Source organism: Leclercia sp. G3L (assembly GCF_021117075.1).
GTDB lineage: Bacteria > Pseudomonadota > Gammaproteobacteria > Enterobacterales > Enterobacteriaceae > Enterobacter > Enterobacter adecarboxylatus_C.
Genome location: NZ_CP088265.1, coordinates 3,494,309 through 3,519,200, shown reverse-complemented (window position 1 = coordinate 3,519,200; position 24,892 = coordinate 3,494,309). Strand labels below are relative to the sequence as shown.

At 58.6% G+C, this 24,892-nt stretch carries 21 protein-coding genes; 8 read left to right on the top strand and 13 right to left on the bottom strand.

The features are described 5' to 3' along the window. Window positions 1-33 precede the first annotated feature (33 nt). Window positions 34-264 (top strand): DUF2554 family protein, encoded by a 231-nt coding sequence (locus tag LRS40_RS18285; protein WP_142489577.1) that lies wholly within the window; start codon window positions 34-36, stop codon window positions 262-264. Here the strand turns inward: LRS40_RS18285 and LRS40_RS18280 are convergent, their stop codons facing one another. Then, complete coding sequence (locus tag LRS40_RS18280) at window positions 265-2,229, bottom strand: U32 family peptidase (protein WP_156263849.1); 1,965 nt, start codon at window positions 2,227-2,229, stop codon at window positions 265-267. It abuts the gene before it with no gap. 80 nt (window positions 2,230-2,309) lie between these two features. Further along, window positions 2,310-2,837, bottom strand: a complete 528-nt coding sequence (locus LRS40_RS18275) for a helix-turn-helix domain-containing protein (protein ID WP_156263850.1) — start codon at window positions 2,835-2,837, stop codon at window positions 2,310-2,312. A 68-nt stretch (window positions 2,838-2,905) separates the two neighbouring features. Here LRS40_RS18275 and LRS40_RS18270 point away from each other — a divergent pair, with 68 nt between their 5' ends. Then, complete coding sequence (locus LRS40_RS18270) at window positions 2,906-4,093, top strand: benzoate/H(+) symporter BenE family transporter (RefSeq protein WP_255673663.1); 1,188 nt, start codon at window positions 2,906-2,908, stop codon at window positions 4,091-4,093. Here the strand turns inward: LRS40_RS18270 and LRS40_RS18265 are convergent. Beyond that, the gene (locus LRS40_RS18265) at window positions 4,073-4,945 is read right to left on the bottom strand and encodes an AraC family transcriptional regulator (protein WP_231312278.1); all 873 of its coding nucleotides are present in this window, start codon (window positions 4,943-4,945) and stop codon (window positions 4,073-4,075) included. The genes LRS40_RS18270 and LRS40_RS18265 overlap by 21 nt on opposite strands. 186 nt (window positions 4,946-5,131) lie before the next feature. Here LRS40_RS18265 and LRS40_RS18260 point away from each other — a divergent pair, with 186 nt between their 5' ends. Further along, a complete protein-coding gene (locus LRS40_RS18260) occupies window positions 5,132-6,028 on the top strand; it encodes a DMT family transporter (protein ID WP_231312277.1) in 897 nt (298 codons plus the stop codon). Between the two features lie 36 nt (window positions 6,029-6,064). Here LRS40_RS18260 and LRS40_RS18255 read toward each other — a convergent pair whose 3' ends face one another. Further along, window positions 6,065-6,736, bottom strand: coding sequence for a DUF3313 domain-containing protein (locus tag LRS40_RS18255; protein ID WP_142489583.1), 672 nt, complete (start codon window positions 6,734-6,736; stop codon window positions 6,065-6,067). Window positions 6,737-6,876: 140 nt separating this feature from the next. After that, window positions 6,877-8,469: an ABC transporter substrate-binding protein gene (locus LRS40_RS18250; protein ID WP_231312276.1), complete on the bottom strand. Its 1,593-nt coding sequence runs from the start codon at window positions 8,467-8,469 to the stop codon at window positions 6,877-6,879. Between the two features lie 114 nt (window positions 8,470-8,583). On the opposite strand from LRS40_RS18250, the gene pepT reads away from it, so the two are divergent. Next, window positions 8,584-9,813 (top strand): peptidase T, encoded by a 1,230-nt coding sequence (pepT, locus tag LRS40_RS18245; RefSeq protein ID WP_142489585.1) that lies wholly within the window; start codon window positions 8,584-8,586, stop codon window positions 9,811-9,813. Between the two features lie 86 nt (window positions 9,814-9,899). On the opposite strand, the gene tehB is transcribed toward pepT, so the two are convergent. After that, the gene (tehB, locus tag LRS40_RS18240; RefSeq protein ID WP_156263857.1) at window positions 9,900-10,496 is read right to left on the bottom strand and encodes a tellurite resistance methyltransferase TehB; all 597 of its coding nucleotides are present in this window, start codon (window positions 10,494-10,496) and stop codon (window positions 9,900-9,902) included. Further along, window positions 10,493-11,497 (bottom strand): dicarboxylate transporter/tellurite-resistance protein TehA, encoded by a 1,005-nt coding sequence (gene tehA, locus LRS40_RS18235; protein ID WP_231312275.1) that lies wholly within the window; start codon window positions 11,495-11,497, stop codon window positions 10,493-10,495. Before tehA ends, tehB begins: the two co-directional genes overlap by 4 nt. A gap of 122 nt (window positions 11,498-11,619) precedes the next feature. On the opposite strand from tehA, the gene ydcK reads away from it, so the two are divergent. Further along, window positions 11,620-12,600: a YdcK family protein gene (gene ydcK, locus LRS40_RS18230; RefSeq protein WP_231312274.1), complete on the top strand. Its 981-nt coding sequence runs from the start codon at window positions 11,620-11,622 to the stop codon at window positions 12,598-12,600. On the opposite strand, the gene rimL is transcribed toward ydcK, so the two are convergent. The 4 genes from rimL to LRS40_RS18210 all read right to left on the bottom strand — a co-directional run bounded on the left by rimL (window position 12,595) and on the right by LRS40_RS18210 (window position 17,167). Next, window positions 12,595-13,140: a 50S ribosomal protein L7/L12-serine acetyltransferase gene (gene rimL, locus LRS40_RS18225; RefSeq protein ID WP_231313910.1), complete on the bottom strand. Its 546-nt coding sequence runs from the start codon at window positions 13,138-13,140 to the stop codon at window positions 12,595-12,597. The two genes, ydcK and rimL, sit on opposite strands and share 6 nt — an antisense overlap. Before the next feature lie 164 nt (window positions 13,141-13,304). Next, the gene (locus tag LRS40_RS18220) at window positions 13,305-14,960 is read right to left on the bottom strand and encodes a glucan biosynthesis protein D (protein ID WP_142489589.1); all 1,656 of its coding nucleotides are present in this window, start codon (window positions 14,958-14,960) and stop codon (window positions 13,305-13,307) included. Between the two features lie 252 nt (window positions 14,961-15,212). Then, window positions 15,213-15,986 carry an ABC transporter substrate-binding protein gene (locus LRS40_RS18215; RefSeq protein WP_231312273.1) on the bottom strand — a complete coding sequence of 258 codons (774 nt, stop codon included), beginning with the start codon at window positions 15,984-15,986 and terminating at the stop codon, window positions 15,213-15,215. After that, window positions 15,983-17,167: a pyridoxal phosphate-dependent aminotransferase gene (locus tag LRS40_RS18210; protein WP_156263859.1), complete on the bottom strand. Its 1,185-nt coding sequence runs from the start codon at window positions 17,165-17,167 to the stop codon at window positions 15,983-15,985. The genes LRS40_RS18215 and LRS40_RS18210 overlap by 4 nt, the downstream gene beginning before the upstream one ends. Before the next feature lie 110 nt (window positions 17,168-17,277). Between LRS40_RS18210 and LRS40_RS18205 the strand changes: the two genes are divergently transcribed. Then, window positions 17,278-18,120: a LysR family transcriptional regulator gene (locus LRS40_RS18205; protein WP_142489591.1), complete on the top strand. Its 843-nt coding sequence runs from the start codon at window positions 17,278-17,280 to the stop codon at window positions 18,118-18,120. Here LRS40_RS18205 and LRS40_RS18200 read toward each other — a convergent pair. Both LRS40_RS18200 and LRS40_RS18195 read right to left on the bottom strand, forming a co-directional pair. After that, a complete protein-coding gene (locus LRS40_RS18200) occupies window positions 18,107-19,615 on the bottom strand; it encodes a carboxylesterase/lipase family protein (RefSeq protein WP_231312272.1) in 1,509 nt (502 codons plus the stop codon). The genes LRS40_RS18205 and LRS40_RS18200 overlap by 14 nt on opposite strands. A gap of 42 nt (window positions 19,616-19,657) precedes the next feature. Continuing rightward, window positions 19,658-21,001: a VOC family protein gene (locus tag LRS40_RS18195; protein ID WP_231312271.1), complete on the bottom strand. Its 1,344-nt coding sequence runs from the start codon at window positions 20,999-21,001 to the stop codon at window positions 19,658-19,660. A gap of 274 nt (window positions 21,002-21,275) precedes the next feature. Between LRS40_RS18195 and LRS40_RS18190 the strand changes: the two genes are divergently transcribed. Both LRS40_RS18190 and LRS40_RS18185 read left to right on the top strand, forming a co-directional pair. Further along, the gene (locus tag LRS40_RS18190) at window positions 21,276-22,199 is read left to right on the top strand and encodes a LysR substrate-binding domain-containing protein (RefSeq protein ID WP_142489594.1); all 924 of its coding nucleotides are present in this window, start codon (window positions 21,276-21,278) and stop codon (window positions 22,197-22,199) included. A 280-nt stretch (window positions 22,200-22,479) separates the two neighbouring features. After that, entirely contained in the window at window positions 22,480-24,858 is a 2,379-nt protein-coding gene (locus tag LRS40_RS18185; protein ID WP_231312270.1) for a glucose/quinate/shikimate family membrane-bound PQQ-dependent dehydrogenase, read from the top strand. Window positions 24,859-24,892: the final 34 nt, after the last annotated feature.

Sequence of the window (24,892 nt, the reverse complement as noted above, 5' to 3'; positions counted from 1 at the left end):
GATGGCCGCTCAACGTAACCGGGTGGTGGCAGAATGTTTACAAAAACGTTATCGATAGTGATGCTGACCTGCGCGCTTTTTTCCGGGCAGCTGATGGCGGGACACAAAGGGCATGAATTTTTTTGGGTGAAGAACGTCGATCAGCAGCTGCGCCACGAAGCCGACAGCGATGAGCTGCGCGCCGTCGCGGAAGATTCCGCTGAGGGTTTGCGCGAACATCACCACTGGCAGAAGTCGCGCAAACCGGATACTCACTTTCTTTGATTAACTGCCTTTACGCTTCGGCAGCGTTTTCAGCAGTTCGTCAGGGCTGACGGAGGCCACAACGCTGCCCGGCTGAGGCATTTTAAAGATGTGATTTTTCATCTTGCCGATGACGTGCATTTCGCACGGACGGCAGTCAAACTTCAGGGTTAACACCTCATCGCCGTTCACCAGCTGCATAGGCGTGGCCTTCCAGCTCTTGATGCTGCCCTTCGCCTGCTTCGGACAGAGGTTAAAGGCGAAGCGCAGACAGTGCTTGGTGATCATCACCGGTACATCGCCCTTCTCTTCGTGCGCCTCATAAGCGGCATCGATCAGCTCAACGCCATAGCGCTGATAGAAGGCCCGTGCCTTATGGTTGTAGACGTTTGCCAGGAATGAGAGGTGCGTTTCCGGGTAGACCGGCGGCGGTACGGAGACCGCTTTGCGGCTGCCGCGCGGGTAATTCGCCAGACGGGCTTCGTCGAGCATTTCAGCGGTTTCACGGCGGAACTGGTTTAACAGGCTGTTCGGCACAAAGAGTGCGCCAGGCAGGTTAACCTGAATATCCCGGGCGTAATAGATGGTCTGGCCCAGTTTGGCGATGCCGTCTTTCAGATTGTTCAGCGCTTTTTCGGCGTTATTGGCGACTTCAAACATCCCATCCAGGGTGTGGGTCACACTGGTGCCGTCTTCGCTGGTCATGGTGAGGATCAGCTGCTCTTCCCAGCCGCCCAGCTCAATGTCCACCGCGATACGACGCTCGCTGGAGGTTTTCATCAGCGCCTGCTGCCAGTTATGATCGAGGTTACGGTTCAGGGCCGCATGCGGACGTGCTTTATACATGTCGGCGGGCATTTCGTTCGGCCAGACGCGGTAGCGGTTTTCGCCGGTTTTCTCCACCGTATTGGCGCGGAAGCCCACTACTTCACGTTTGATCATCACGTTCAGGCCATCGCCGTTCGCCAGCGGTTCTGTCACTTCCACGTCAAGGTAATCCTTCGCCACCTTCAGCACTTCACCCACCGGCAGGCCAATAAATTTCGGTGAATCGAAGGCGCCGATGTCGTCTTTACGCGCGTTCACGAAGTAGTCGGTGCTGCCGCGGTGGAAGGTTTTATCGGTGGACGGAATAAAGAAGTGCTCGGTGCGCCCGGCGGAGCTGCGGGCCAGGTCGCCGCGATCTTCAATGATGGCATCGAGCATCTGGCGATAATGAGCGGTGATGTTCTTCACGTAGCTCATGTCTTTGTAGCGCCCTTCAATCTTGAAGGATTGTACGCCCGCGTCGATCAGCGCGCCAAGGTTGGCGGTCTGGTCGTTATCTTTCATCGACAGGAGGTGTTTATCAAAGGCCACCACGCGGCCCTGATCGTCTTTCAGGGTATAGGGCAGACGGCAGGCCTGGGAGCAGTCGCCGCGGTTGGCGCTGCGCCCGGTCTGGGCGTGAGAGATGTTGCACTGCCCGGAGTAGGCCACGCACAGCGCGCCGTGGATAAAGAACTCGATGGTGGCGTCGGCCGCCTGGTGAATATCGCGGATCTGATTGAGGTTCAGCTCGCGCGCCAGCACGATCTGGGTGAACCCGGCATCAGAGAGAAACTTCGCTTTCTCCACGCTGCGGATATCGCACTGGGTACTGGCATGCAGCTCAATCGGCGGGATATCCATCTCGAGGACACCCATGTCCTGGACGATTAGCGCGTCGACGCCGGTCTGATAAAGGTCGGTAATCAGACGCTGCGCCGGCTCCAGTTCATCATCATGAAGAATGGTGTTCAGGGTCACGAACACCTTCGCCCCGAAACGGTGGGCGAACGGCACCAGGTCGGCGATATCGCGCAGGCTGTTGCTGGCATTATGGCGGGCGCCAAATCCAGGGCCGCCGATATAGACCGCATCGGCGCCGTGAAGAATTGCTTCACGGGCAATGGCGGCGTCACGAGCCGGGCTTAAGAGTTCAAGATGATGGGATGGCAGGCGCATACTTCGTCGTTATCCGTTATGGTCAAAATGGCGGCTATTGTAGTCAGAAGTATGGGCCAGTGAAACAGTTTTGCGTGCCTTTAGCGGGGATAATGGATAAGCGAGTGAAAGTGCACCGTCTGGCCGCTGCTGTTGCGGTAGGCGTGCGGTTTATCTCCGGCAAATCGCAGGCCGGTGTCGGGGGCTAACGTCTGCCAGACGCCGTCGATCTGCATCTCCAGCTCCCCGCTGATCGCCACCACGTGCTCAATCACCCCGGCTTCGTGCGGCGTGGATTCGCTGAGTGCGCCCGGGGCGAGGGTAATCGAGAAATGATCATACTTTAGCGTCTCGTCCCAGGGAAACAGCGGTTTGACCACCATCGCCTGCTGCTGCGGGTCGAAGACCGGCGGATTCTCCGCTTCGGGGGTGATGAAGGTGGAGAACGGCACGTTCAGCCCGGTGGCAATTTTCCACAGCGTTGAGACTGTCGGACTGGATTCGTTGCGTTCCACCTGGCCGAGCATCGCTTTCGACACGCCGGTCTCTTCTGCCAGCTTTGACAGGCTCCAGCCGCGCGCCTGACGCAGCGTTTTCAGTGTAAAGGCAAGATGTTGTGTGATGTCCATGGGCCCTCCCGTTGTCGCGAGTGTATCACTTGTATGCTATAACGCACAGTGCTACATTCACGGCTGTTATAACGCACAACGGAGTTCTCATGCGCGCAACCTCGCTCACCTTTCCCACCCTGTTATCAGGTTTTGTCGCCGTGCTGGTGGGCTACGCCAGCTCTGCCGCCATCATCTGGCAGGCGGCCGCTGCGGCAGGCGCGACGGCACCACAGATTGCAGGCTGGATGACGTCGCTGGGGATCGGTATGGGGATCAGCACCCTGGCGCTGTCGTGGTGGTATAAAGCCCCGGTGCTCACCGCCTGGTCGACGCCCGGAGCCGCCCTGCTGGCGACCAGCCTGCAAGGGGTGACACTGTCAGAGACCATCGGCATCTTTATCTTTGCTAACGCGCTGATTTTGATTTGCGGCGTGAGCGGCCTGTTCGCCCGGCTGATGAAAATTATTCCCCACTCCCTGGCGGCAGCGATGCTGGCGGGCGTCCTGCTGCGTTTCGGATTACAGGCCTTCAGCAATCTGGAGGGGCACCTGCTGCTGTGCGGCAGCATGTTGCTGGCCTGGCTTATTACCAAAGCTTTCGCCCCGCGCTATGCCATCGTGGTTACCCTGCTGGTGGGCGGTGCAGTAGCGGCCCTGAAAGGTGACGTTGTCACTGATAAGTTAACCTTGGCGGTGGTAATGCCGGAATTTATCGCCCCGACCTTTAACCTGACCACGCTTGTCAGTATCGGTCTGCCCTTCTTCCTGGTGACCATGGCCTCGCAGAATGCGCCTGGGTTCGCCACGCTCAAAGCCTCCGGCTACCCGGTGGCGGTTTCGCCGCTGATCGTCTTTACCGGCGGGCTGGCGCTGCTGCTGTCGCCGTTTGGCGTGTACTCTATCTGCATTGCGGCGATCACCGCCGCCATCTGTCAGAGCCCGGATGCGCACCCGGATGCCGGCAAACGCTGGCTGGCCGCGGCGGCGGCAGGCATCTTTTATCTGCTGGCGGGGATTTTCGGCGGCTCGATTAGCGGGCTGATGGCGGCCCTGCCGTTAAGCTGGATCCAGACTCTGGCGGGGCTGGCGCTGCTGGGTACCATCGGTGGCAGTCTGCATCAGGCCCTGCATAATGAGGCCGAACGCGATGCCGCGATCGTGACCTTTCTGCTCACCGCCAGCGGCGCGACGCTTGCCGGGATTGGCTCGGCGTTCTGGGGATTAGTGGCGGGCGGCGTCTGCTATGCCCTGCTGTTACGCACCCGACGCGCGTAGCTGGGACGGCGTCAGCCCGGTGGCAGCGCGAAAGCGGTTGCTGAAATGGCTGGCGGAGCTGAACCCGCAGGCCAGCGCGATCTCGGTCAGCGGCTGGCGGGTGGATCGCACCAGGACTTTGGCCTTCTCCATCCGCCGCTGCATCACATACTGGTGCGGCGCCATCTGCATCGACTGACGGAACATGCGGGCAAAATGAAACTCGCTTAAGCTCGCCTGTCCCGCCAGATCCGCCAGGGTCAGCGGCTGGGCCAGATTCTCTTCGATAAACCCCAGCACGTTGCGCAGCACGAACGGCGACAGGCCGCCCGTTACCGTCGGGAGCGCCCACTGCACGTTGCTGTAATGCTGCACCAGATGGGTAAGAAGCAGCGTTGAGGCGGTACTCAGCGTGAGCTGGTTGGCCGACTGCTGCCAGTCGCAGCCGAGGATAAAATGGCGGTACAGGGCGGTAATGCTGGCATCGTCGCCAAACAGATTTTCGTCCAGGGTAAAGCTGTACGGGCTTTTATCCCAGATCTGCTCCCCGACGTTGCGCAGGTGCGCGTCGGTACAGTAGAGATGGATAAACGACAGATTGTCGCGGATATCCCAGCTGGATTCACTCTCTTTTGGCATCAGGCAGAAGCGATCCGGGCCGCCGCCGTTTTTCCAGCCCGCGTTGGTTTTGTGATAGCTCTCGTAGCCGTCGGCAATATAGAGGCTCAGGGTGTGGTGATCGCAATATTGCGTAATGGTGTCGCGTTTATTTGACCAGGCCGCCAGCTGGATGCCTGAATTCAGCGCCACGGCATTGTGCAATACCGCTTTATGCTTGCGCAGATTTTCAAAGGCACCGTACATCTCAGCCATAGCGACTCACACCCTGATAAATAAGAACCATTGAGTCTAAAAAGATCTTCACTTCAGTGCCAGCCCTGTTGACTCCCCGGCGGGAAAAAAGCGCAAGAATATGCAAGTTCGCCGCAAGCCTGTGAAAGAAGGCCCTTCTCGCTGCCGCCATACTGGGGTCAGACTTTGCTGATAAGAGAAAAAACGATGAACGCATTATTGTACGCGCTGGTGGTCGTGATCTGGGGAACCACCTGGATTGCCATCTTTTTACAACAGGGGCCGGTGCCTGCGCCGGTCTCTATTTTCTGGCGCTTCGCCGTCGCCACCGCCACCATTATGGCGGTGCTGTTAATATTGCGACGCCTGCGCCCGCTCGCCTTGCGCGACCATCTGTTTTGCGGCCTGCAGGGCTGCTGCGTCTTCTGCTTTAATTTCTGGTGCTTTTATACGGCAGCGGGATATATCAATACCGGCCTCGAATCGGTGATTTTTTCGATGGCGGTGCTCTATAACGCCCTGAACAGCTTCCTCTTTTTTGGTCAGCGCCCACCGGCACGCTTTTATCTGGCGGCGGCGCTGGGGCTGCTCGGCATTATCACCCTGTTCTGGAACGACCTGTTAGCCAGCGGCTGGAGCGCCGGCCTGCTGTTCGGCATTGCCCTGTCGGCGCTGGGCACCTACGGCTTCTCACTCGGGAATATGATCAGCCTGCGCCACCAGCGCAACGGGCTGGAAACCATGACCACCAACGCCTGGGCGATGCTGTACGGCACTCTGGTGATGGGGGCGATTGCGCTGATCCGCGGGGATGACTTCACCCCGGTCTGGTCGGTGAGCTATATGGGCGCTCTGCTCTATCTGGCGCTTTTTGGCTCGGTGATTGCTTTTGGCGCTTACTTCACGCTGGTCGGGCGGATTGGTGCGGGCAAAGCGGCGTACAGCACCCTGCTGTTCCCGCTGGTGGCGCTCTCGTTCTCGACGGTGTACGAGGGGTACGTCTGGCACAGCAACGGCATTGCCGGGCTGCTGCTGATCTTAACGGGGAATCTGGTGATGTTTGCCCGACCGGAGAACTGGTTCAGACGGCTGCGAACGGCGTAAAAAAAACCGGCCTGCGCGTTGCAGGCCGGTCTGTGGTTATTTGGTTTTATTCACATCAAACATGGTGGCATCGGTCGCCATGTCATCAACAACCTGCTTGAGGGTCGCGAAGGTCATTGGTGTACTTTCGTTATTCAGCTCTTTCCCTTCACCCTTACGGACGACTTTGATGACCGGCTTGTTGGTCTTAGAGTCAATCAGCTCACCTTCAAAGAAGAGGTGAGTATCCATAGTACGGTGACCGGTTGCCATTTGCGTGCCGGCAACCACCAGCGCAACAGGGACAACTTCATAGAACTGCAGGCCTTCTTTCTGCGAGCTGACACCGGTGATGGCGCCACGGAAGATCAGGCTGCGTGAACCCGGCGTCGTCACAATCGGCTTACGCTGGCCGATAGCGGTTTTCATTTTGGTGTTGGTGTAGTTTAACAGTTCATCCAGCGTGCGTTGGCCGATCTGAGTGGTAGGCTTAGGCGTCGGATAATAGGTGATATTGTTCCAGATAATGCTGTCGTAGTTTGCTTCGTTATAAGACGGATCAACCCAGCGCAGCGTTGGTTTACCCGATGCAGAGGTGGTTTGCTGGAGCCCGGAGTAGTCTTTTAAAAAGCCTGAATATTGTTCAGGCGCAGCCACTTTTGACGCACAGCCAGCAAGAAGCAACAGGCCGGAAAGCGCGGCAACTTTAAATAAAGTAGTAGTACGCATAATGGGTGTATCCCTGTTAAGTGCAAATATGCAATTGAAGTTATAGCAAAAGTTGGCTGAAAAAAAAGTGACAAAAAATGATGAAGACAGCACAAATTAAAAAAAAATCGCCCGTCTTGATGACGGGCAGAATTAAACGTTTATTTTATATCCACTTGCCAGAATAAATGTTTACCGAACGGATCAATTTCATAACCTGTGACTTCTTTGCGTACAGGTTCAAAAATAGTTGAGTGCGCAATCATCACCGCTGGCATTTGGTCGTGCATCATTTGCTGTGCCTGCTGGTATAACGCCGCACGTTTATTCTGATCGGTAATAGATTTCGCTTCGGCAATAATTTTATCAAATGGCGGATAACACCATTTGGCGGAATTCGACCCGCCGTTGGCCGAGGTGCAGGTAAAGAGCGGGCCGAAGAAATTATCCGGATCGCCCGTTGCCGTCGTCCAACCCATCAGCGCCGCCTGATGCTCACCCCCCTTCACCCGCTTGAGGTACTCCCCCCACTCATAGGTGACGACTTTAGTCTGCACGCCGACTTTTGCCCAGTCGGCCTGGATCATCTCGGCCATCCGTTTGGCATTGGGGTTGTACGGACGCTGGACCGGCATGGCCCACAGGTCGATGGTCATCCCGTTGGCAAAACCGGCCTCTTTCAGCAGGGCTTTGGCTTTTTCTGGATCGTAGTCGTAGTCTTTCAACTCACTGTCTGCGCTCCAGACGCCCGGCGGCAGCAGGTTTTTCGCGGCGGTGCCGGTGCCCTGGAAGACGGCCTCGATAATGGCCGGTTTGTTGATCGCCATCGCCAGCGCCTGGCGCACCTTGACGTTATCCAGTGGCGGTTTTTGCGTATTGAACGACAGGAAGCCGGTATTCAGCCCCGCCTTGCTCATGAGATTGAGATATTTGTTGGCCTTCATCCGCGGCAGATCGGCGGGGTTCGGGAACGGCATCACCTGGCACTCGTTTTTCTCCAGCTTGGCGAAGCGCACCGAGGCGTCCGGAACGATGGTGAACACCAGGCGATCCAGCTTCGCTTTGCCCTGCCAGTACTCAGGGAACGCCGTAAACAGAATACGCGAGTCTTTCTGGTACTTCGCCAGCTTAAACGGCCCGGTGCCGATCGGCTCCATATCCACCTTCTCCGGGGTGCCGGCTTTCAGCATCGCGTCGGCATATTCGGCAGAGAGGATTGAGGCGAAGTACCAGGCCAGGTCCGCCACGAACGGCGCTTCCGGATGGGCCAGGGTGAAGCGCACCGTATGCTCGTCCACTTTGTCGATGGCGACGATCAGCTTGCCGAACTCCAGGCTCTCGAAATTGGAGTAGTTACCGTTGGAGACGTTGTGATACGGATGACTGGCATCTTTCTGACGCATAAACGAGAAGATCACATCATCGGCGTTAAAGTCTCGTGTCGGGGTGAATAGCGTATTGCTCTGGAACTTGACCCCTTTGCGCAGATGGAAGGTATAGACCTTGCCATCCTCGCTGACGTCCCAGCTTTCGGCCAGGCTCGGCACCAGATCGGTAGTGCCCGGAGTAAAATCCACCAGCCGGTTATACACCGGTACGGCGCTGGCATCCACGCTGGTGCCCGAGGTATAGAGTTGCGGGTTAAAGTTCTCCGGCGATCCTTCCGAACAGTAGACCAGCGTTTTAGCGGCAACGGTGGAACTGACCGTCAGCGCGGCGACCATCAGTGCCAGGGTTGTGAGGTTGCTTTTCATCGCGTTTTCCTGTCTTTTAATTTGACGGCTAATGAATTTTTGTCGTGCCAAACCATAAATAACACTAAAGTGATTGTGCAAACACCTGATAACACAAATAAAGAAGGATCCATCATGGCTCACGCGCTCGCCAGTCAATTAACCCAACGCTTCTTTCGCTACCTGGCTATCACCAGCCAGAGCGATCCGAAGGTGAAAACCCTGCCCTCCACCCCCGGTCAGCATGAGATGGCTCGTGCACTGGCGATGGAGCTGCAAACGCTGGGTCTGGACGACATTGTGATCGACGAATTTGCCACCGTTACCGCGGTGAAAAAGGGCAATGTGCCCGGCGCACCGCGCATCGGTTTTATCACCCATATCGATACCGTCGACGTGGGATTGTCACCGGATATTTATCCGCAGATCCTCACTTTTACCGGAGATGATCTCTGTCTTAACCGTGAAAAAGATATCTGGCTGCGGGTCAGCGAGCACCCGGAAATTCTGGCCTATCCCAACGAAGAGATTATCTTTAGCGACGGTACCAGCGTGCTGGGCGCAGACAACAAAGCGGCGGTCACCGTGGTGATGACGCTGCTGGAGAACCTCACCGCAGAGCATCAACATGGCGATATCGTGGTGGCCTTCGTGCCGGACGAAGAGATTGGCCTGTGCGGGGCGAAAGCCCTGGATCTGGCGCGTTTTGACGTTGATTTCGCCTGGACTATCGACTGCTGCGAGCTGGGGGAGATTGTTTATGAGAACTTCAATGCCGCAGCGGCGGAAATTCGCTTTACCGGCGTGACCGCGCACCCGATGTCGGCCAAAGGGGTGCTGGTGAACCCGCTGCTGATGGCCACCGACTACATCAGCCACTTCGATCGCCTGCAAACCCCGGAGCATACCGAAGGCCGTGAAGGCTACATCTGGTTCAACGGCATCCAGGCCGGGCAAAACGAGGCGGTGCTGAAGGCCAATATTCGTGATTTCGATCGCGACAGCTTTGCCGCCCGTAAGGCGCAAATTGGCGACGTCGCGCAGAAGATCGCCGCACAGCATCCTACCGCGAAGGTGAGCTGGCACATCGAAGATACCTACAGCAACATCAGCAACGCCGTAGGGGAAGATCGTCGGGCTATCGACCTGATGTTTGAGGCGATGGAAAGCTTAGGCATCACGCCGAAACCGACCCCGATGCGCGGCGGCACTGACGGCGCGGCGCTTTCAGCGAAGGGGCTGTTGACCCCGAACTTCTTCACCGGTGCCCATAATTTCCACTCGAAGTTTGAGTTTTTACCGCTGAAATCGTTCGAGGCCTCGTATCATACGGCGCTGCAGCTTTGTCTGCTGGCGGCGCGTTAAGCCGGGTGGCGGCTGACGCCTTACCCGGCCTACAAAACCCCTGACCTGTAGGCCCGTGCAAGCGAAGCGCCGCCGGGCAATGCCCGTTACGCTGGTTTACGCGCCAGCAGCGTGGCGAAACGCAGTTTAATACGATTCCCCTGGGCGTCGGTGCGGTGTAACTCACCGACGTCCTCGTTGTACTTCAGCTGTTCCCAGCCCGCATAGTAGCCGCTCAGCTCCCCGGTTTTGAACGCAAACGGGAAGCCGACGTTGCACGGATAGTCTTCGGTATCCATTGCCGCCACAATCAGGTTATAGCCGCCCGGTTTGGTGCAGCGCTGCATGTTGTCAATCAGGCCCGGAATAGTCTCTGGCTGGAGGAACATCAGCACGACGGTTGAGAGGATAAAATCGTATTCGCCGTCAAAGCGCAGGCTGTTGAGATCCTGAATCGCCGTCTGCAGGTTAGCGATCCCCTCTTTGGCCTTGATACTCTCGATGTTATCGATGCTTGCCGCATTCTTATCCCACGCGGTAACGTCAAAGCCATTAGCCGCCAGGTAGAGGCTGTTACGTCCGTTGCCGCAGCCGAGATCCAGGGTTTTGCCCGGTTTAACCATCCCTGCGCTGTACACCACCTCAGAGTGGGTGCGGGTCATGCCATATTTTTCGGTAAAGTAGTTCTCATCAAACACAGTCATTCTCTTTCCTCAGCTTGCATAAGCGTTGCTTTGTCTGCACGGACCAACAGTTTGCCCTGCATCAGCAGGATAAACGTGCGCACCAGTAATAGCGCAATGATGGCATTGGTAAAAATAAACAGCGGGATGGCGATGGCGTGGAAAAAACCGGACGGGCTACTCTGCCCCAGATGCAGACCGGTGGTGGCCAACGCCGAGACGCCGAACGAAAAGCTCCAGAACGACGCATTAAACGGCTGCGACAGATACCAGGGCATCAGGCGCAGGGTAAACAGCAGCTGCAGCAGGCCGTAGCCGAACAGCATTTTAGCGAAGGTATCGGCTTCGCCGCCGTTGACGCTGAACCAGGCGCTACAGGCCACCAGCGCGGGTGCCAGCTGGATCCCAAGGGAGGTGCGCATCGCGGGGGGCAGTTCGCCTGCGCTCCGCAGACGCTGCAAAATCACCGGCTCCAGGCTCAGCCAGGAGAAGACCCCGGCCCCGAGGAACACCAGCCCGGCATCGTGAAACCCGAGCGCGCCGCAGGCCATCGCGCTGATAAAGTTGTTCGCCACCGTAGGCAGATAGAGGCCCGGGGTAGTCGCCTCCTCCGGGTGTTTGCCGCGCCACAGTCCGGCAGACTGCCACGCCGCATAGCTCAGTTGCACCACCACGCCAACGGTGAACAGCGCCAGCGCCAGCGGGTGATACCAGGGCACAAAGCCAATCGCCACCAGCATGGTGGTGGCCGGAAACAGGCTGACAAAACTGCTCATCACCGGATGGCGCATCTCCGCCAGCACGCTGCGCGGAAAACGTATCGCCCGGGTGAGAAAAGCGACGGTCAGAAATGCCCAGATCACCATCGCCAGCGTCACCAGGATCTCGCCCGGCCAGCGCGTCACCGGCCAGATAGTGCTGGCGTAACGCCAGGCAAAGCCCATCCCAATGGTCCCCAGCACCATCCCGTAGTAGCCCGCGGGTAAATTAAGAACGCGTTCAGTCGGTTGCGTTTTATACATAAATTTTAATCTATAAAATATATTTGAAATACTAGTTTAAGGTGTTTCATTTGTGGATGCCACTGTTTCGATCAAGCTAAAGTTTGCTACGTTTAGTGGAGAGGACAACTGCGAGCAGAGTGATGAAAAAATATCGACTTAGCGATGAAAGCCGTCAGCACTACTGGCAGGACGGCGAGACGAAGGCAGCGGTAGAAGTGCGCCAGATTATCGCCGCGCGTGATTTCAACGATGTGAAGTGCGGCACCCGGGGCGGCTGGATCGATGACGAATCGGCGCTGTCGCACGAGCAAGACTGCTGGATCTACGACGAGAACAGCGTGGTGTTCGCTGGGGCGCAGGTCAGCGGCAATGCGCGCATCACCCGGCCCTGCGTCATCAGCCATCAGGCGTCGGTGAGTGATAACGTCTGGGTCGATGGGGCGCAGATCACCCACGGCGCGCGTATAGGTGACAACGTCACGGTGCAATCCTCGATAGTGCGCGGTGAGTGTCATCTTTTCAACAATGCCCGCATCCTGCATAACAGCATGGTAATTGCCGCCAAAGGCTTAACCCCGGACCCACATCAGATCCTGCGCATTTTTGGCGAAGCCACGGTCAGCCAGTCGCGAGTCGTGCATCAGGCGCAGATCTACGGCAACGCCATCGTCACCTACGCCTTTGTTGAACACCGCGCGGAAGTGTTTGAGAACGCGCTGGTCGAAGGCAACGAGGTGAATAACGTCTGGGTGTGTGACTGCGCCAAAGTGTACGGCAACGCCCGCCTGCTCGCCGGGCTGGAGGAGGATGCCATCCCCACCCTGCGCTACAGCTCCCAGGTGGCGGAAAACGCCCTGGTGGAGGGCAACTGCGTGCTCAAACATCACGTCCTGATTGGCGGCGACGCCTGGCTACACGGTGGGCCGATTCTGATTGACGATAAAGTGGTGATCCAGGGTCGGGCGCGCATTCGCGGCGAAGTGCTGATCGAGCATCATATTGAAATTACCGATGACGCGGTGATTGAGGCATCAGACGGAGAGGTGATTCACCTGCGCGGCGAGAAGATGATCAACGGCGCGCAGCACATTACCCGCACGCCGTTGCTGGGGGCATTATGAGGTGCAGATCCGGGCGTAGATATTCTGGTCGTCATAGCGCCCGTTGAGGAACTCGGCCTCTTTCAGGCACCCTTCCAGCAGAAAGCCGTTGCGCAGCGCCACCTGGTTACTGGCGGCGTTGTCTACGCGGCACTTGATCACGAAGCGGCGGATCTCTCCTCGTCCGGCGTAGTGCTGAATAAACGCTTCCAGCGCCTGAGACAAAATCCCCTGCCCCTGATGCGCTTCATCCAGCCAGTAGCCGATGTAGCCGGTTTTGTTCAGCGGCTCGATGGAATTGAACGACAACACCCCCACCAGGGCGTTATCCCTGAAGATGAGGAACATTTTGGCGTAACCGCGCTGATGCAGCATCTGGTTGCTCAGGATGTTCTGGTGGGTATCGTCTTCTGTGCCGACAAACTGCGGCCAGTTGAGGTATTCCTGCAGCCACTCCCGGTTTTTGACCACCAGATTGTGCAGCTCGGTGGTGTAACGCTCGTCGGTGGCGCGCAGTTCGATATGCGCGCTGACGGGGATAATTTCTTCTTCGTTAGTCATATTCATCGGTTAGCCTTTGTAGGCCGGGTAAGGTGTAGCCGCCACCCGGCAATGTGGCATCGGTGCGGCTGATGCCCGGCGGCGCATTCGCTTGCCGGGCCTACGGTCCGGATCGTTATGGTTTGAGTAGGCCGGGTCAGGCGCAGCCGCCACCCGGCACAGGCTTAACGCATTATGCGGTCATCCACGTACTGGCGCTTATCGGGCGCCGGTGGGAAGTAGTGATACAGCCAGGTTTCGCTGATCGCCTCTCCCTGGCAGCGCAGGAACATGCGCATGTCCACCGTGTCGGTGGAGTCGCTGGTCGGATACCAGTCAAACAGAATGCGATACCCGTCGAACGGCTCCACGTACAGGATCTCGATCTGCTTCGCTTCGCCGCTGGAGAGAGTGATCACCGGCTCGATCCCTTTCGGCGCAGCCGCTTTCAGATCGCCGCCAACAAAATCGATAGCGAAACGGCGCGCCCACACCTTCGGATAGTTTTCACCCGGGGCCCAGCCTTCCGGGAAGCCGCCCATCCCGGTACGGGTCGCCATCACGTTCGCCAGCGGAGAACGGACCGGCGGTTTGGCGCTCCAGTAGAGACGGTACTGGAAGTCCAGCTTGTCGCCTGCTTTCACCGGTTTTTCCGGCTGCCAGAAGCAGACCACGTTATCCAGGGTTTCACCGGTGGTCGGGATCTCCATCAGCCCCACGGTGCCCTTGCCCCACTGGTTGCGCGGCTCGACCCACAGGCCTGGACGTTTGTTGTACCAGCCCATGATGTCCTGATAGTGCGAGAAATCGCGATCGAGCTGCAGCAGACCAAAGCCTTTCGGGTTCTTATCGGTATAGGCGTTGAACTGTAACTTCTGCGGGTTGTTCAGCGGACGGCAGACCCACTCGCCGTTGCCGCGCCACATCGCCAGACGATCGGAGTCGTGGATCTGCGGATGAATGGTGTCGCACATGCGGCGCTCGTTGTTGCCGCAGGCGAACATGCTGGTCATCGGCGCGATCCCCAGCTGCTGAATGTCCTTTCGGGCATATAGGTGGTTTTCGACGTCCATGATCACCTGAGTCTTCTCGCAGTGGATCACGAACTTATAGGCTCCGGTGATGCTCGGGCTGTCGAGCAGGGTGTAGACCGTAAAGGTGGTCGCACCCGGTTTGACGGTTTCAAACCAGAACGAGGTAAAGTCCGGGAACTCTTCCTGCGTATCGGCATAGGTGTTAAGCGCCAGACCGCGGGCAGAGAGGCCGTACTGATAAGTGTCATCCACCGCGCGGAAGTAGCTCGCGCCCAGGAAGGAGACGATATCGCGACGCGCCAGCTCCGGGGATTTAAAGGCGCGAAAACCGGCAAAGCCTAAATCGCTCTGGCCTTCCAGCTGCTTCGTATCAACGCCCGCGTCGTGGTAGTTGAACAGCTCCGGGCGGAAGTGAATTTCACGCGCCTGCGCGGTCTGATTATCCAGCGAGAACATGCGCACCCGGCGGCGGAAGCCCATTCCGACGTGGAAGAACTGCACGTCGAGCTGGCGGTTTTCGATGTTGTTCCACAGCGACTGCTTCGCATCGTACTGGATGCTGTTATAGGCCTGCGGCGTCAGCGTCGCTAAGGTATCCGGCAGCGGACGCGGCGCACCGCCCCAGGGTGTTTGCGCCAGGTCGTGCGCCATGGATTGCAGCACGGAGAAGTCGAAACGACGGCTCGTACCGTCCGCAATATCCGACTCAGCCGCACTGGCTGCCCGGGAAAAAAGCGCGGCGAGGCCGGAAGTCCCGCTCAGGGCGGCAACAGCCAGGGAGCCTTTTAAAAAACGTCTGCGATTCATGCCTGGAAAAACGTCCTTATGGTCGTGGGGAGGTGGATTTCGCTCAGGGCGAAACAACGGCAAGAAAGAACATCATTAAGAGGGCACAGCCTAAACAAAAACGGTTAAGAATCCAATAATTGACAGGCGAGAATATGCGCAATGGGAGAAAGATTTTTATGTCGAGGAGAATTGCCTGAATCGGGGGTAAAGAAACGTATAAAAAGGCCCCTGCCGGACATTAACGACAGGGGCTAAAAAGTCAGATTGTCGTTATTTTACGCTGACATCGATACCCGGGAAGTACTTCTTCGCCAGCTTATCGATAGTGCCGTCAGCGCGGACTATATCAATGGCGGCATCAAGCTGCTTTTTGGTGGCCTCGTCGCCTTTACGCAGGCCATAGCCGATCCCGCTGCCGAGAATAGTGTCATCCGATACCGGTTTGCCGATAAAGCCGAAGCCCTTCCCCTGCGGCTTGCTGAGGAAGCCTGCCTGCCCGGCGGCAGACATCACCAGCGAGGCATCGATACGGCCATTGAGCAGATCGCCCCAGGCCATGTTCTGATCTTTATAGGACACCACGGTGACGCCCTGTTTTTCCCAGTGCTCCTTGGCATAGGTTTCCTGAATGGAGCCCTGCAGCACGCCGATGGTCTTGCCTTTCAGCCCTTCCGGCGTAGCGTCGACCGCGCTGCCGGTTTTGCCCACCAGCTGGGAGGGGATCCGGTAGATCGGCTGGGTAAAGTCGATGCTCTGACGACGCTGATCGGTAATGTTCATCGCCGAGTTAATAGCGTCAAATTTCTTCGCCACCAGCCCCGGGATCAGCGCGTCGAACGAGGTTTCAACCCAGCTGCATTTCAGCGCGGCGGCGGCGCAAATGGCGTTGCCGAGCTCAATATCAAACCCTTCCAGCTCACCCGAGGCATTGCGGCTCTCAAATGGCGGATACTCGGCTTCGACGCCGTAACGTAATTCTGTTGCCGCGAAGGACGAAAACGAACACAGCAATCCCAGGCCGACAACGAAGGCTTTTAATTTCATGACTGAACTCCTAAGCGTGGTGTTACCCGACACAGGGCCTGCGCACCTGCCCGTAATGTCGCCTCATCTTTGGCAAAAGAGAGACGGATTAATTTGTTATCTGTCCCGTCGGTATAAAACGCCGACAGCGGGATAGTGGCAACGCCGTGATCCACAATCAGCCGCTTCACCATCTCGCTGTCGCGCTCGTCGCTGAAGTGGCTGTAATCCGCCAGCAGGAAGAACGAGCCTGCGCTCGGCAGCAGACGGAAGGGTGAATCGACCAGCAGATTGACCAGCAGATCGCGCTTGCGCTGGTAAAATGCCGCCAGCGACAGCCAGGTTTGCGGATCGGCCATATGCTCGGCAAAAGCGTACTGCATAGGGGTATCGGCAGAAAACATTAAAAACTGATGGATCTTGCAGATCTCCTCCATCAGCTCCGCCGGGGCCACGCAGTAGCCCACGCGCCAGCCGGTGACGTGGTAGGTTTTGCCGAAGGACGAGACGATCACGCTGCGTTCCGCCAGCCCGGGATGGGTCGCCATGCCGTGATGCGGCACGTCGTCAAACACCACGTGCTCGTACACTTCGTCAGAGAGAATAATGATATCGGTGTTACGGGTGACGAGCGCGAGCTGCTCCAGATCGGCGGCCGAGAAGACCTGCCCGCTCGGGTTATGCGGCGTGTTGATGATGATCATCCGCGTGCGCGAGGTGATGGCGGCACGCACTTCATCCCAGTTCACCGCGAAATCCGGCACGGTCAGCTTGATGGCGACCGGCGTCGCGCCCTGTAGGCGCACAATCGGCGCATAGCTGTCGAATGAGGGTTCAAAGTAGATGACTTCGTCGCCGGGATGCACCAGCCCGCTGATGGCCGAATAGAGCCCTTCGCTGGCGCTGGCGGTGATCAGCACTTCGCTGGCGGGATCGTATTGGGTGCCATACAGCGAGGCGATTTTATCGGCGATGCGCGCTTTAAGCGGCGCCAGCCCGGTCATCGACGCGTACTGGTTGTGACCCGCCTGCATCGCACGGTGAACGCCGGCAATCAGCGCCGGATCGCATTCGAAGTTCGGCGCACCCTGGGAAAGGTTGATGGCATTGTGTTCAGCGGAAAGCTGACCGATAACGGTAAAAATCGTGGTGCCAACGTCCGGCAGTTTGGAACGGGGTTGTATCGGGGTACGCAGCGTCATCGGAAATTCCTCTGGTGGAGAATGCATAACTATTCAACCCGAACACTATTGTGGCGACAATCGAATTGTTGTCATAATAGCCATGACAAAAAATCATACCTGGAGGTTCTGTGTCGCGTCGCTCGTTCCCGCTTACCGCCGTTGAGGCTTTTATTATCACCGCGCGGCATCTGAATCTGACCCATGCCGCAAAAGAGCTCTGCCTCACCCAGGGAGCGGTGAGCCGCAAAATCGCCGCTCTTGAAAGCTGGTTCGGTTTTCCGCTCTTTGAACGTCACGCCCGCGGGCTGCGCCTCTCCCCCCAGGGCAGCGCCCTGCTGCCGGATCTGCGCGCCTCCTGGGAGCACTTTCTGACGGTGGCGGATCAGGCCCGCGCCCAGCAAACCGTGGTGCGTCTGAAGGTTCCCACCTGCGCCATGCGCTGGCTGGTGCCGCGGCTGCTGCAGGTGGAGCGCGAACAGCCCGAGTTACAGATTGCCCTGACTACCACCAACGAGCACAGCGTTAATTTCAAAACCGAATCCTATGATGCCGCCATTGTCTTTGGCACCCAGCTCAGCGCCGGGGATCTGCTGTTTGAAGAGGCGTTAACCCCGGTGGTCAGCCCTCTGCGCCAGGGCCCGGCGCTGGAGTCGCTTACCTTTCTGCATCCGACGCGGGATAAGACCGACTGGTCGCTGTGGCTGGAAAAACAGACCACTTCGCCGCCTGTCATGCACAAAAATCAACACTTCGACACCATGGATCTGGCGATCACCGCCGCCATTCAGGGGCTCGGGGTTGCCATTGCCGACGAGACGCTGGTGGCAGAGGATATTCGCGCCGGGCGGCTGGTGCGGCCTTACGCCAGCAGCGTCAGGACCGGCGCCAGCTACCGGCTGGTGCTGCGGGAGTCGCGCGGCAAAGCGGCCGGGCTGGCCGCCTTTCGAGAGTGTCTGCTCAATCCAGGCTGACGTGGTGCTTCATCACCCGTTTAAACAGCGCCATGCGGGCGCGCATAAAGCGGTTTTCAAGCTTAAATCCCGCATGTTTATTCACTCCAATGCGTAGCAACACGTCCCGCCCGTGGTGACAGGCAGGCCAGCGCGTCGGGCCATCCAACGCGTCGCACTGCTGGCTGGCATGGCGGGCGAAGTTGACCCAGTAATCGGCAACCTGGGCTGAGAAGGCCAGGTCGTTGTCATTCACATAGCGCCGGGCGGGCTCGGCCAGAGTGAGCGTATCAAACACGTACGGCACCTCGTTGCCATGCCACGCCCCGTTGATATAGGTGGCATGCTCGGCTTCGGCCACATAGTCGAACCAGTAGCGCCAGCACGGCTGCCCCACCCGACGCTGGGCCTGCATCACCACAAACCCCAGGGTGGTGAAGGCCATATCGCGGCACACCTGGCGTCCGAGTTCAGCATCGTCTTTGATGCCGGGATAGAGCAGCTTGATCAACCCCAGTCCCAGCCGCCGCTCCCGGCGCAGCTTCTGGATCTGCCCTGCGAGATCGATACCAAACACCGCCATCACGCTGGCTTCGTCGCTGTTGGAGCCGACCATGATCGGCACCGGATGCTGACGAGCGGCAAAAAAGACCTCCAGCATCGGCTCCGGCAGGACGCAATCCCCATTGATCGGCGCAGGGGCGACGTTAAGCGGGGCCGTCAGCGGCCAGAGCGCCTCGGGCGGGATCGCCCGCAGCTGCTCTGCGGTGGCATCTTGCAGCCCAAAATGGGCCGCCAGCGCCTTGCCTTTTTTGAGCGCCTGCTCCCGGGGCGTGTCCGGTAGGGTATACCCGCTCTGGATAATCGCCTTATGAAACAGCCCCAATGCCAGCGGCGAGGCCAGCAGTGACAGCACGCTGCGCGCCCCGGCGGATTCACCAAACAGGGTGATGTTGTTCGGGTCACCGCCAAACTGCGCGATGTTGTCCCGCACCCACTCCAGGGCGGCAATCTGATCGAGCAGAGCAAAGTTATGCACCACCCGCTCCTCTTCCCCTGCCAGCGCCGGATGGGCAAAAAAGCCCAGATGGCCCAGCCGGTAGTTCAGCGTCACCAGGATCGCGCCGCGCTGCGCCAGCGCCTTCCCGTCATAGGGCGGCAGCCCGCCTGCGCCGATAGTGAAGCCGCCCCCGTGTAGCCAGACCATCACCGGCAGCGGCGCCGGGCGTTGAACCGGGGCCCAGACGTTCAGGTAGAGGCAATCTTCCGAGAAACGCCCCGGATCGCCCCCGCCCAGTTGCTGGCAGTACTCGCTGCTCTGCCAGCTCGACGGCGAAAAAGTGGTGGCCTGACGCACGCCCTGCCAGCGCTCAACCGGCTGCGGCGAACGCCAGCGCAGGGCGCCCACCGGCGGCGCGGCGTAGGGAATGGCGCGCCAGACCTGCACATCGCCATCCGTGATGCCGCCCAGCGCCCCCTGGCGCGTGGTGATTATCGGGGATGAGTCGTTTTCCATACTGACCTCAGGTTGCAATCACATCCCCGCAGAGTACCGTTTTCAGAGCAAACCGCAACGCCGCTTGCTGCGTTCTTCCGCCTCGCGATAGAGGGTGAACTCATCCAGCACCGGACAGCCCAGCGCCTCCTCGAAGGCATCGCGGCTGGCGTTGCCGTGGGTGCGGGCCTGCGTCTCGTTACCGAGGTTCGACTGGAAGATCCCGGCGGCGCTTACCGGGAGGAAATCTTCATAGGTAATAGGCTGCGCCACCACCCAGCCGCGCTCAATCAGCGGCTGCGGATCGTCCCCGGGGCCAAAGGAGTGACGGTGCGACTCCCCGGCCGGGGTCAGGCGATAGCGGAACCACGCCAGCCCCTGACGGCGCAGGAAAATATCGCTGTCGGGAAAGGCCTGGAATACCTCCTGCAGATGCAGCTGATGAGTCAGGTTGTCTTTGCCCGTTCCGGCTTCGTTAAGCAGGCGATCGTAGAGTTCACGCCCTTTCGGGGTTAAGGCCACGCCGCGCTGCTCGATCTCACCGAAGCGGGCGGTATGGGTCCCCCGATGTTCGCCCGCAAACAAAATCGGTTCCTCCAGCGCCTTAAAGCTGGTCTGACGCAGCAGGAGCGGCATCTCCCGGCGCGGCGGCCCTTCAATCAGCATCTTCGGCTCAATACCGTACTCCGGCATCAGGGACTGTACCCGGTCGATATCCAGCGTGCGCGGCGTCAGGTGGTTGATATGACAGCCCGGGAAGCAGACCACGTCGGCAATCAGCCGGTGTTCGTTGTGCAGCGCCTGATAAGTTTCATGATCGACGGTGGCATGACGATGCCAGCGGAAGGTCTCCAGCGCCTGCTGGACAAACTCCTCGGCCTGCGCCGGGGTGAACGCCCCTTCCGCTTCGTGCAGCGCAATCAGCTCCAGACAGCGGGGGGTGAAGATATTGCGCCGGGCAAGGATCGCCGCCGCCTGTTCGCGCAGGGCGACGTTATCAATCAGATCGAGGCGCAGCAGCGAGGTGAAGATCCGAAACGGATTGCGGCACAGAGCGGCATCGTCAACCGGACGAAACGCGGTCGAGTGGACCGGCACCCCGGCCTGAGAGAGGTCGTAATAGCTGACAGGGAACATGCCCATAATGGCGAACATCCGCCGCAGGGTGGCCAGCTCCTGGGCCGTACCGACACGGATTGCCCCGTGGCGTTCGAGGTTGAGGCGAGCCAGTTCATCCGCGTTGGCCAGTTGTTCATGCAGCTTCGGGTTATTTTCCAGTACCGCCAGATTCACATCCGCGACCAGCTCCAGCAGCGTCCCGTATTGCGGAACTTCCTGCTGATACATTGCCGACATCGCCTGTGAAAAGTTCTCCCGAATATCATCAGCCGTGATGTTGTTCGCCATGATTTAATGCCTCCAGTGAATATTATCTGGAGTGTAGAGAAGGCCATTAAGGCCGTCTGGAAGAATTTACGAATTGTGATCCAGGTGGAGAGGTGCTCATTTCCTGACTAGCGGCGATGTGAAGTGATTCAGGCGTCTGCACAACTATTTCCGTGCAGAACCAAAAATTGCTTGTTACTCAATTAGATTGAATGTTAATAATATTTTGCTAGCAGGTTATCAAAATTAAACAACTTTACTTGTCACTCCGCTACCTCTGTTTTTAACATCGCCTATGGAAAAAAATGGTTTGTTTAGTCAGCGCATTCGTCTGCGCCATCTGCACACTTTTGTGGCCGTCGCTCAACAGGGAACGCTGGGGCGTGCGGCTGAAACTCTCAACCTGAGCCAGCCTGCGCTCTCAAAAACGCTGAATGAGCTGGAACAGCTGACCGGCACCCGCCTGTTCGACCGGGGACGACTGGGTGCACAGCTGACGCTGGTGGGAGAGCAATTCCTGACCCACGCCATTAAAGTGCTCGATGCCCTGAATACGGCGGGCCAGTCCCTGACGCGGCGCAACGACGTGCCGGGAGATGTGGTGCGCATCGGTGCGCTTCCTACCGCAGCGCTGGGCATCCTCCCTGCGGTCATTGGCCAGTTCCACAAGCAGCAGCGCAACATCACGCTGCAGGTCGCCACCATGAATAACACCATGCTGCTGGCGGGGCTGAAATCCGGAGAGCTGGATATTGGCATCGGCAGAATGTCGGACCCGGAACTGATGAGCGGTCTCAACTACGAACTGCTGTTCCTGGAATCCCTGAAGCTGGTGGTGCGCCCGCGTCACCCGATCCTCAACGATACCGTGACCCTCAGCCGGGTGATGGAGTGGCCGGTGGTGGTCTCCCCGAAAGGCACCGTTCCGCGCCAGACCGCGGAAACGCTGCTGCAAACCCAGGGGTGCAAACTGCCGTCGGGCTGTATCGAAACCCTGTCAGCCTCCCTGTCACGCCAGCTGACCGTCGATTATGACTATGTCTGGTTTGTCCCTTCCGGCGCGGTGAAAGAAGATCTGCGCCAGGGCACGCTGGTGGCGCTGCCGGTGACAACCTCCAGCCCCGGCGAACCTATTGGGGTATTAACCCGCGTGGAAGCCCCGCTCTCCACTGCCACGCAAACGCTCCTCAGCGCGATTCGTAAATCCATGCCGGTGTGAGCACACTTCCCCTACGCCCGTCTTGCTGACGGGCTTTTTGTTTCCGTTACTCAAATAATGCGAAATCATTCATTAACAATTGCGCTAAACAATTTAACAGTTTTATCATACCCGCCGATTTCACCAAATGGTTCATTCAAATAACGCAGCGGTGATTTCCCTGACGCTATAACGGCGTCATGCCCGACTTTTTCATCATGGATCTTCTCTTCTGTTACCCATTTGGTTCAGGCCTGGTTCTGCCTGTCCAGTGAAGACAAGATTATTTCAGGAGACAGAAATGGCTATAGGTAATTCGCTACGTGGGTTCCCCCGGATCCTGCTGTGGCTGCTGGTCGGTCTGATGGCACTCATCGGACTGGCCGTCGGTGGGCTGGGCTTTAAGCTCGCCACCGTAGGGGGAAGCTGGTACTTCCTGACCATGGGCGTGGTGATGCTGATCGCCGCGTTCCTCATTGCGCGTCATCGCACCAGCGGCATTATCCTCTACGCGGTGGCGTTTATCGCCTCGGCGATCTGGGCCGTCAGCGACGCAGGCTGGGATTTCTGGCCGCTGTTCTCGCGCCTGTTCACCTTTGCGGTGCTGGCATTCCTGGCCGCGATCGTCTGGCCGTACCTGCGTGGCGCGGATCGGCCGGTCACTAAAGCCCCGGCGTTCGGTATTGCTGCCGTCCTGGCCGTAGTGATGCTGGTGAGCTTCGGCTGGATGTTTAAGCCGCAAACCCTGGTGGCCGCTAACGAACCCGTCCCGGTTAAACCGGTGCCTGCGGGGCAGCAGCAGAAGAACTGGGCGCACTGGGGTAACACCACCCACGGCGACCGTTTTGCCGCGCTGGATCAGATTAACAAGCAGAACGTTAACGATTTGAAGGTGGCCTGGGTTGCCCATACCGGCGACATTCCGCAGAGCAACGGCTCCGGCGCGGAAGACCAGAACACCCCGCTGCAGATTGGCGACACGCTGTTTGTCTGTACCCCGTACAGCAAGGTGCTGGCGCTGGACGTGGACTCCGGGAAAGAGAAGTGGCGTTATGATTCGAAAGCCACCGCGCCAAACTGGCAGCGCTGCCGTGGCCTGGGCTATTTCGAAGATACCTCTAACGTGACAACGTCACCGACAGAAACGCAGCCTGCCGCCTGCGCGCGCCGTCTGTTCCTGCCGACCACCGATGCTCGTCTGATTGCGCTCAACGCCGACAATGGCCAGCTGTGCGAAGACTTTGGCGACCACGGCGTGGTTGACCTTGGCGTAGGCATGGGTGAGATCAAGCCGGGCTACTATCAGCAAACCTCCACTCCGCTGGTAGCGGGTAATGTGGTGGTTGTGGGCGGACGCGTGGCGGATAACTTCTCCACCGGCGAACCCCCGGGCGTGGTCCGGGCGTATGACGTCCACACCGGTAAACTGGCCTGGGCCTGGGATCCGGGCAACCCGAACCTGACCGGCCTGCCGCCGGAAGGCCAGACCTATACCCGCGGGACGCCGAACGTCTGGTCTGCCATGTCCTATGACGCGAAGCTGAACCTGATCTATCTCCCGACCGGTAACGCCACCCCGGACTTCTACGCGGGCGAACGTACCGAACTGGACGATAAATACAGCTCCTCAATCGTGGCGGTGGATGCCGCTACCGGCCAGGTACGCTGGCATTTCCAGACCACCCACCACGATCTGTGGGACTTCGACCTGCCGTCTCAGCCGCTGCTGTACGATCTGCCGGATGATAAAGGCGGTACCACTCCGGTGCTGGTGCAGACCAGCAAGCAGGGCATGATCTTTATGCTCAACCGCGAAACCGGCGAGCCGGTCGCGAAAGTGGAAGAGCGTCCGGTGCCTGCCGGGAATGTCGAGGGCGAGCGTTACTCCCCTACCCAGCCGTACTCGGTCGGCATGCCGATGATCGGCAACCAGACCCTGCACGAATCGGATATGTGGGGCGCGACGCCGGTTGACCTGCTGCTGTGCCGCATCCAGTTTAAAGAGATGCGCCATCAGGGCGTCTATACCCCACCGGGTCTGGATCGCTCCCTGCAGTTCCCGGGCTCGCTGGGCGGGATGAACTGGGGCAGCGTCTCGGTGGATCCGAACAACAGCCTGATGTTCGTTAACGATATGCGCCTGGGGCTGGCGAACTACATGGTGCCGCGCGCCAATGTGGCCAAAAACGCCAGCGGGATTGAGATGGGGATCGTGCCGATGGACGGTACGCCGTTCGGCGCGATGCGCGAGCGTTTCCTGTCGCCGCTGGGCATTCCGTGCCAGAAACCGCCGTTCGGCACCATGTCGGCCGTGGATCTGAAGTCCGGCAAACTGGTGTGGCAGGTGCCGGTAGGTACCGTGGAAGATACCGGTCCGCTGGGGATCCGCATGCATATGCCTATCCCGATCGGCATGCCAACCCTGGGCGCATCGCTCTCTACCCAGTCCGGCCTGCTGTTCTTCGCCGGTACGCAGGATTTCTACCTGCGCGCGTTCGATACCGCCAACGGAAAAGAGATCTGGAAAGACCGTCTGCCGGTGGGCAGCCAGTCCGGGCCGATGACCTACGTGTCACCGAAAACCGGGAAGCAGTACATCATCATCAATGCGGGTGGCGCACGTCAGTCACCGGATCGCGGGGATTACATCATCGCGTACGCCTTGCCTGATAAGCAGTAATGCTCCAGCCGGCCACCTCGTGTGGCCGGTTTTT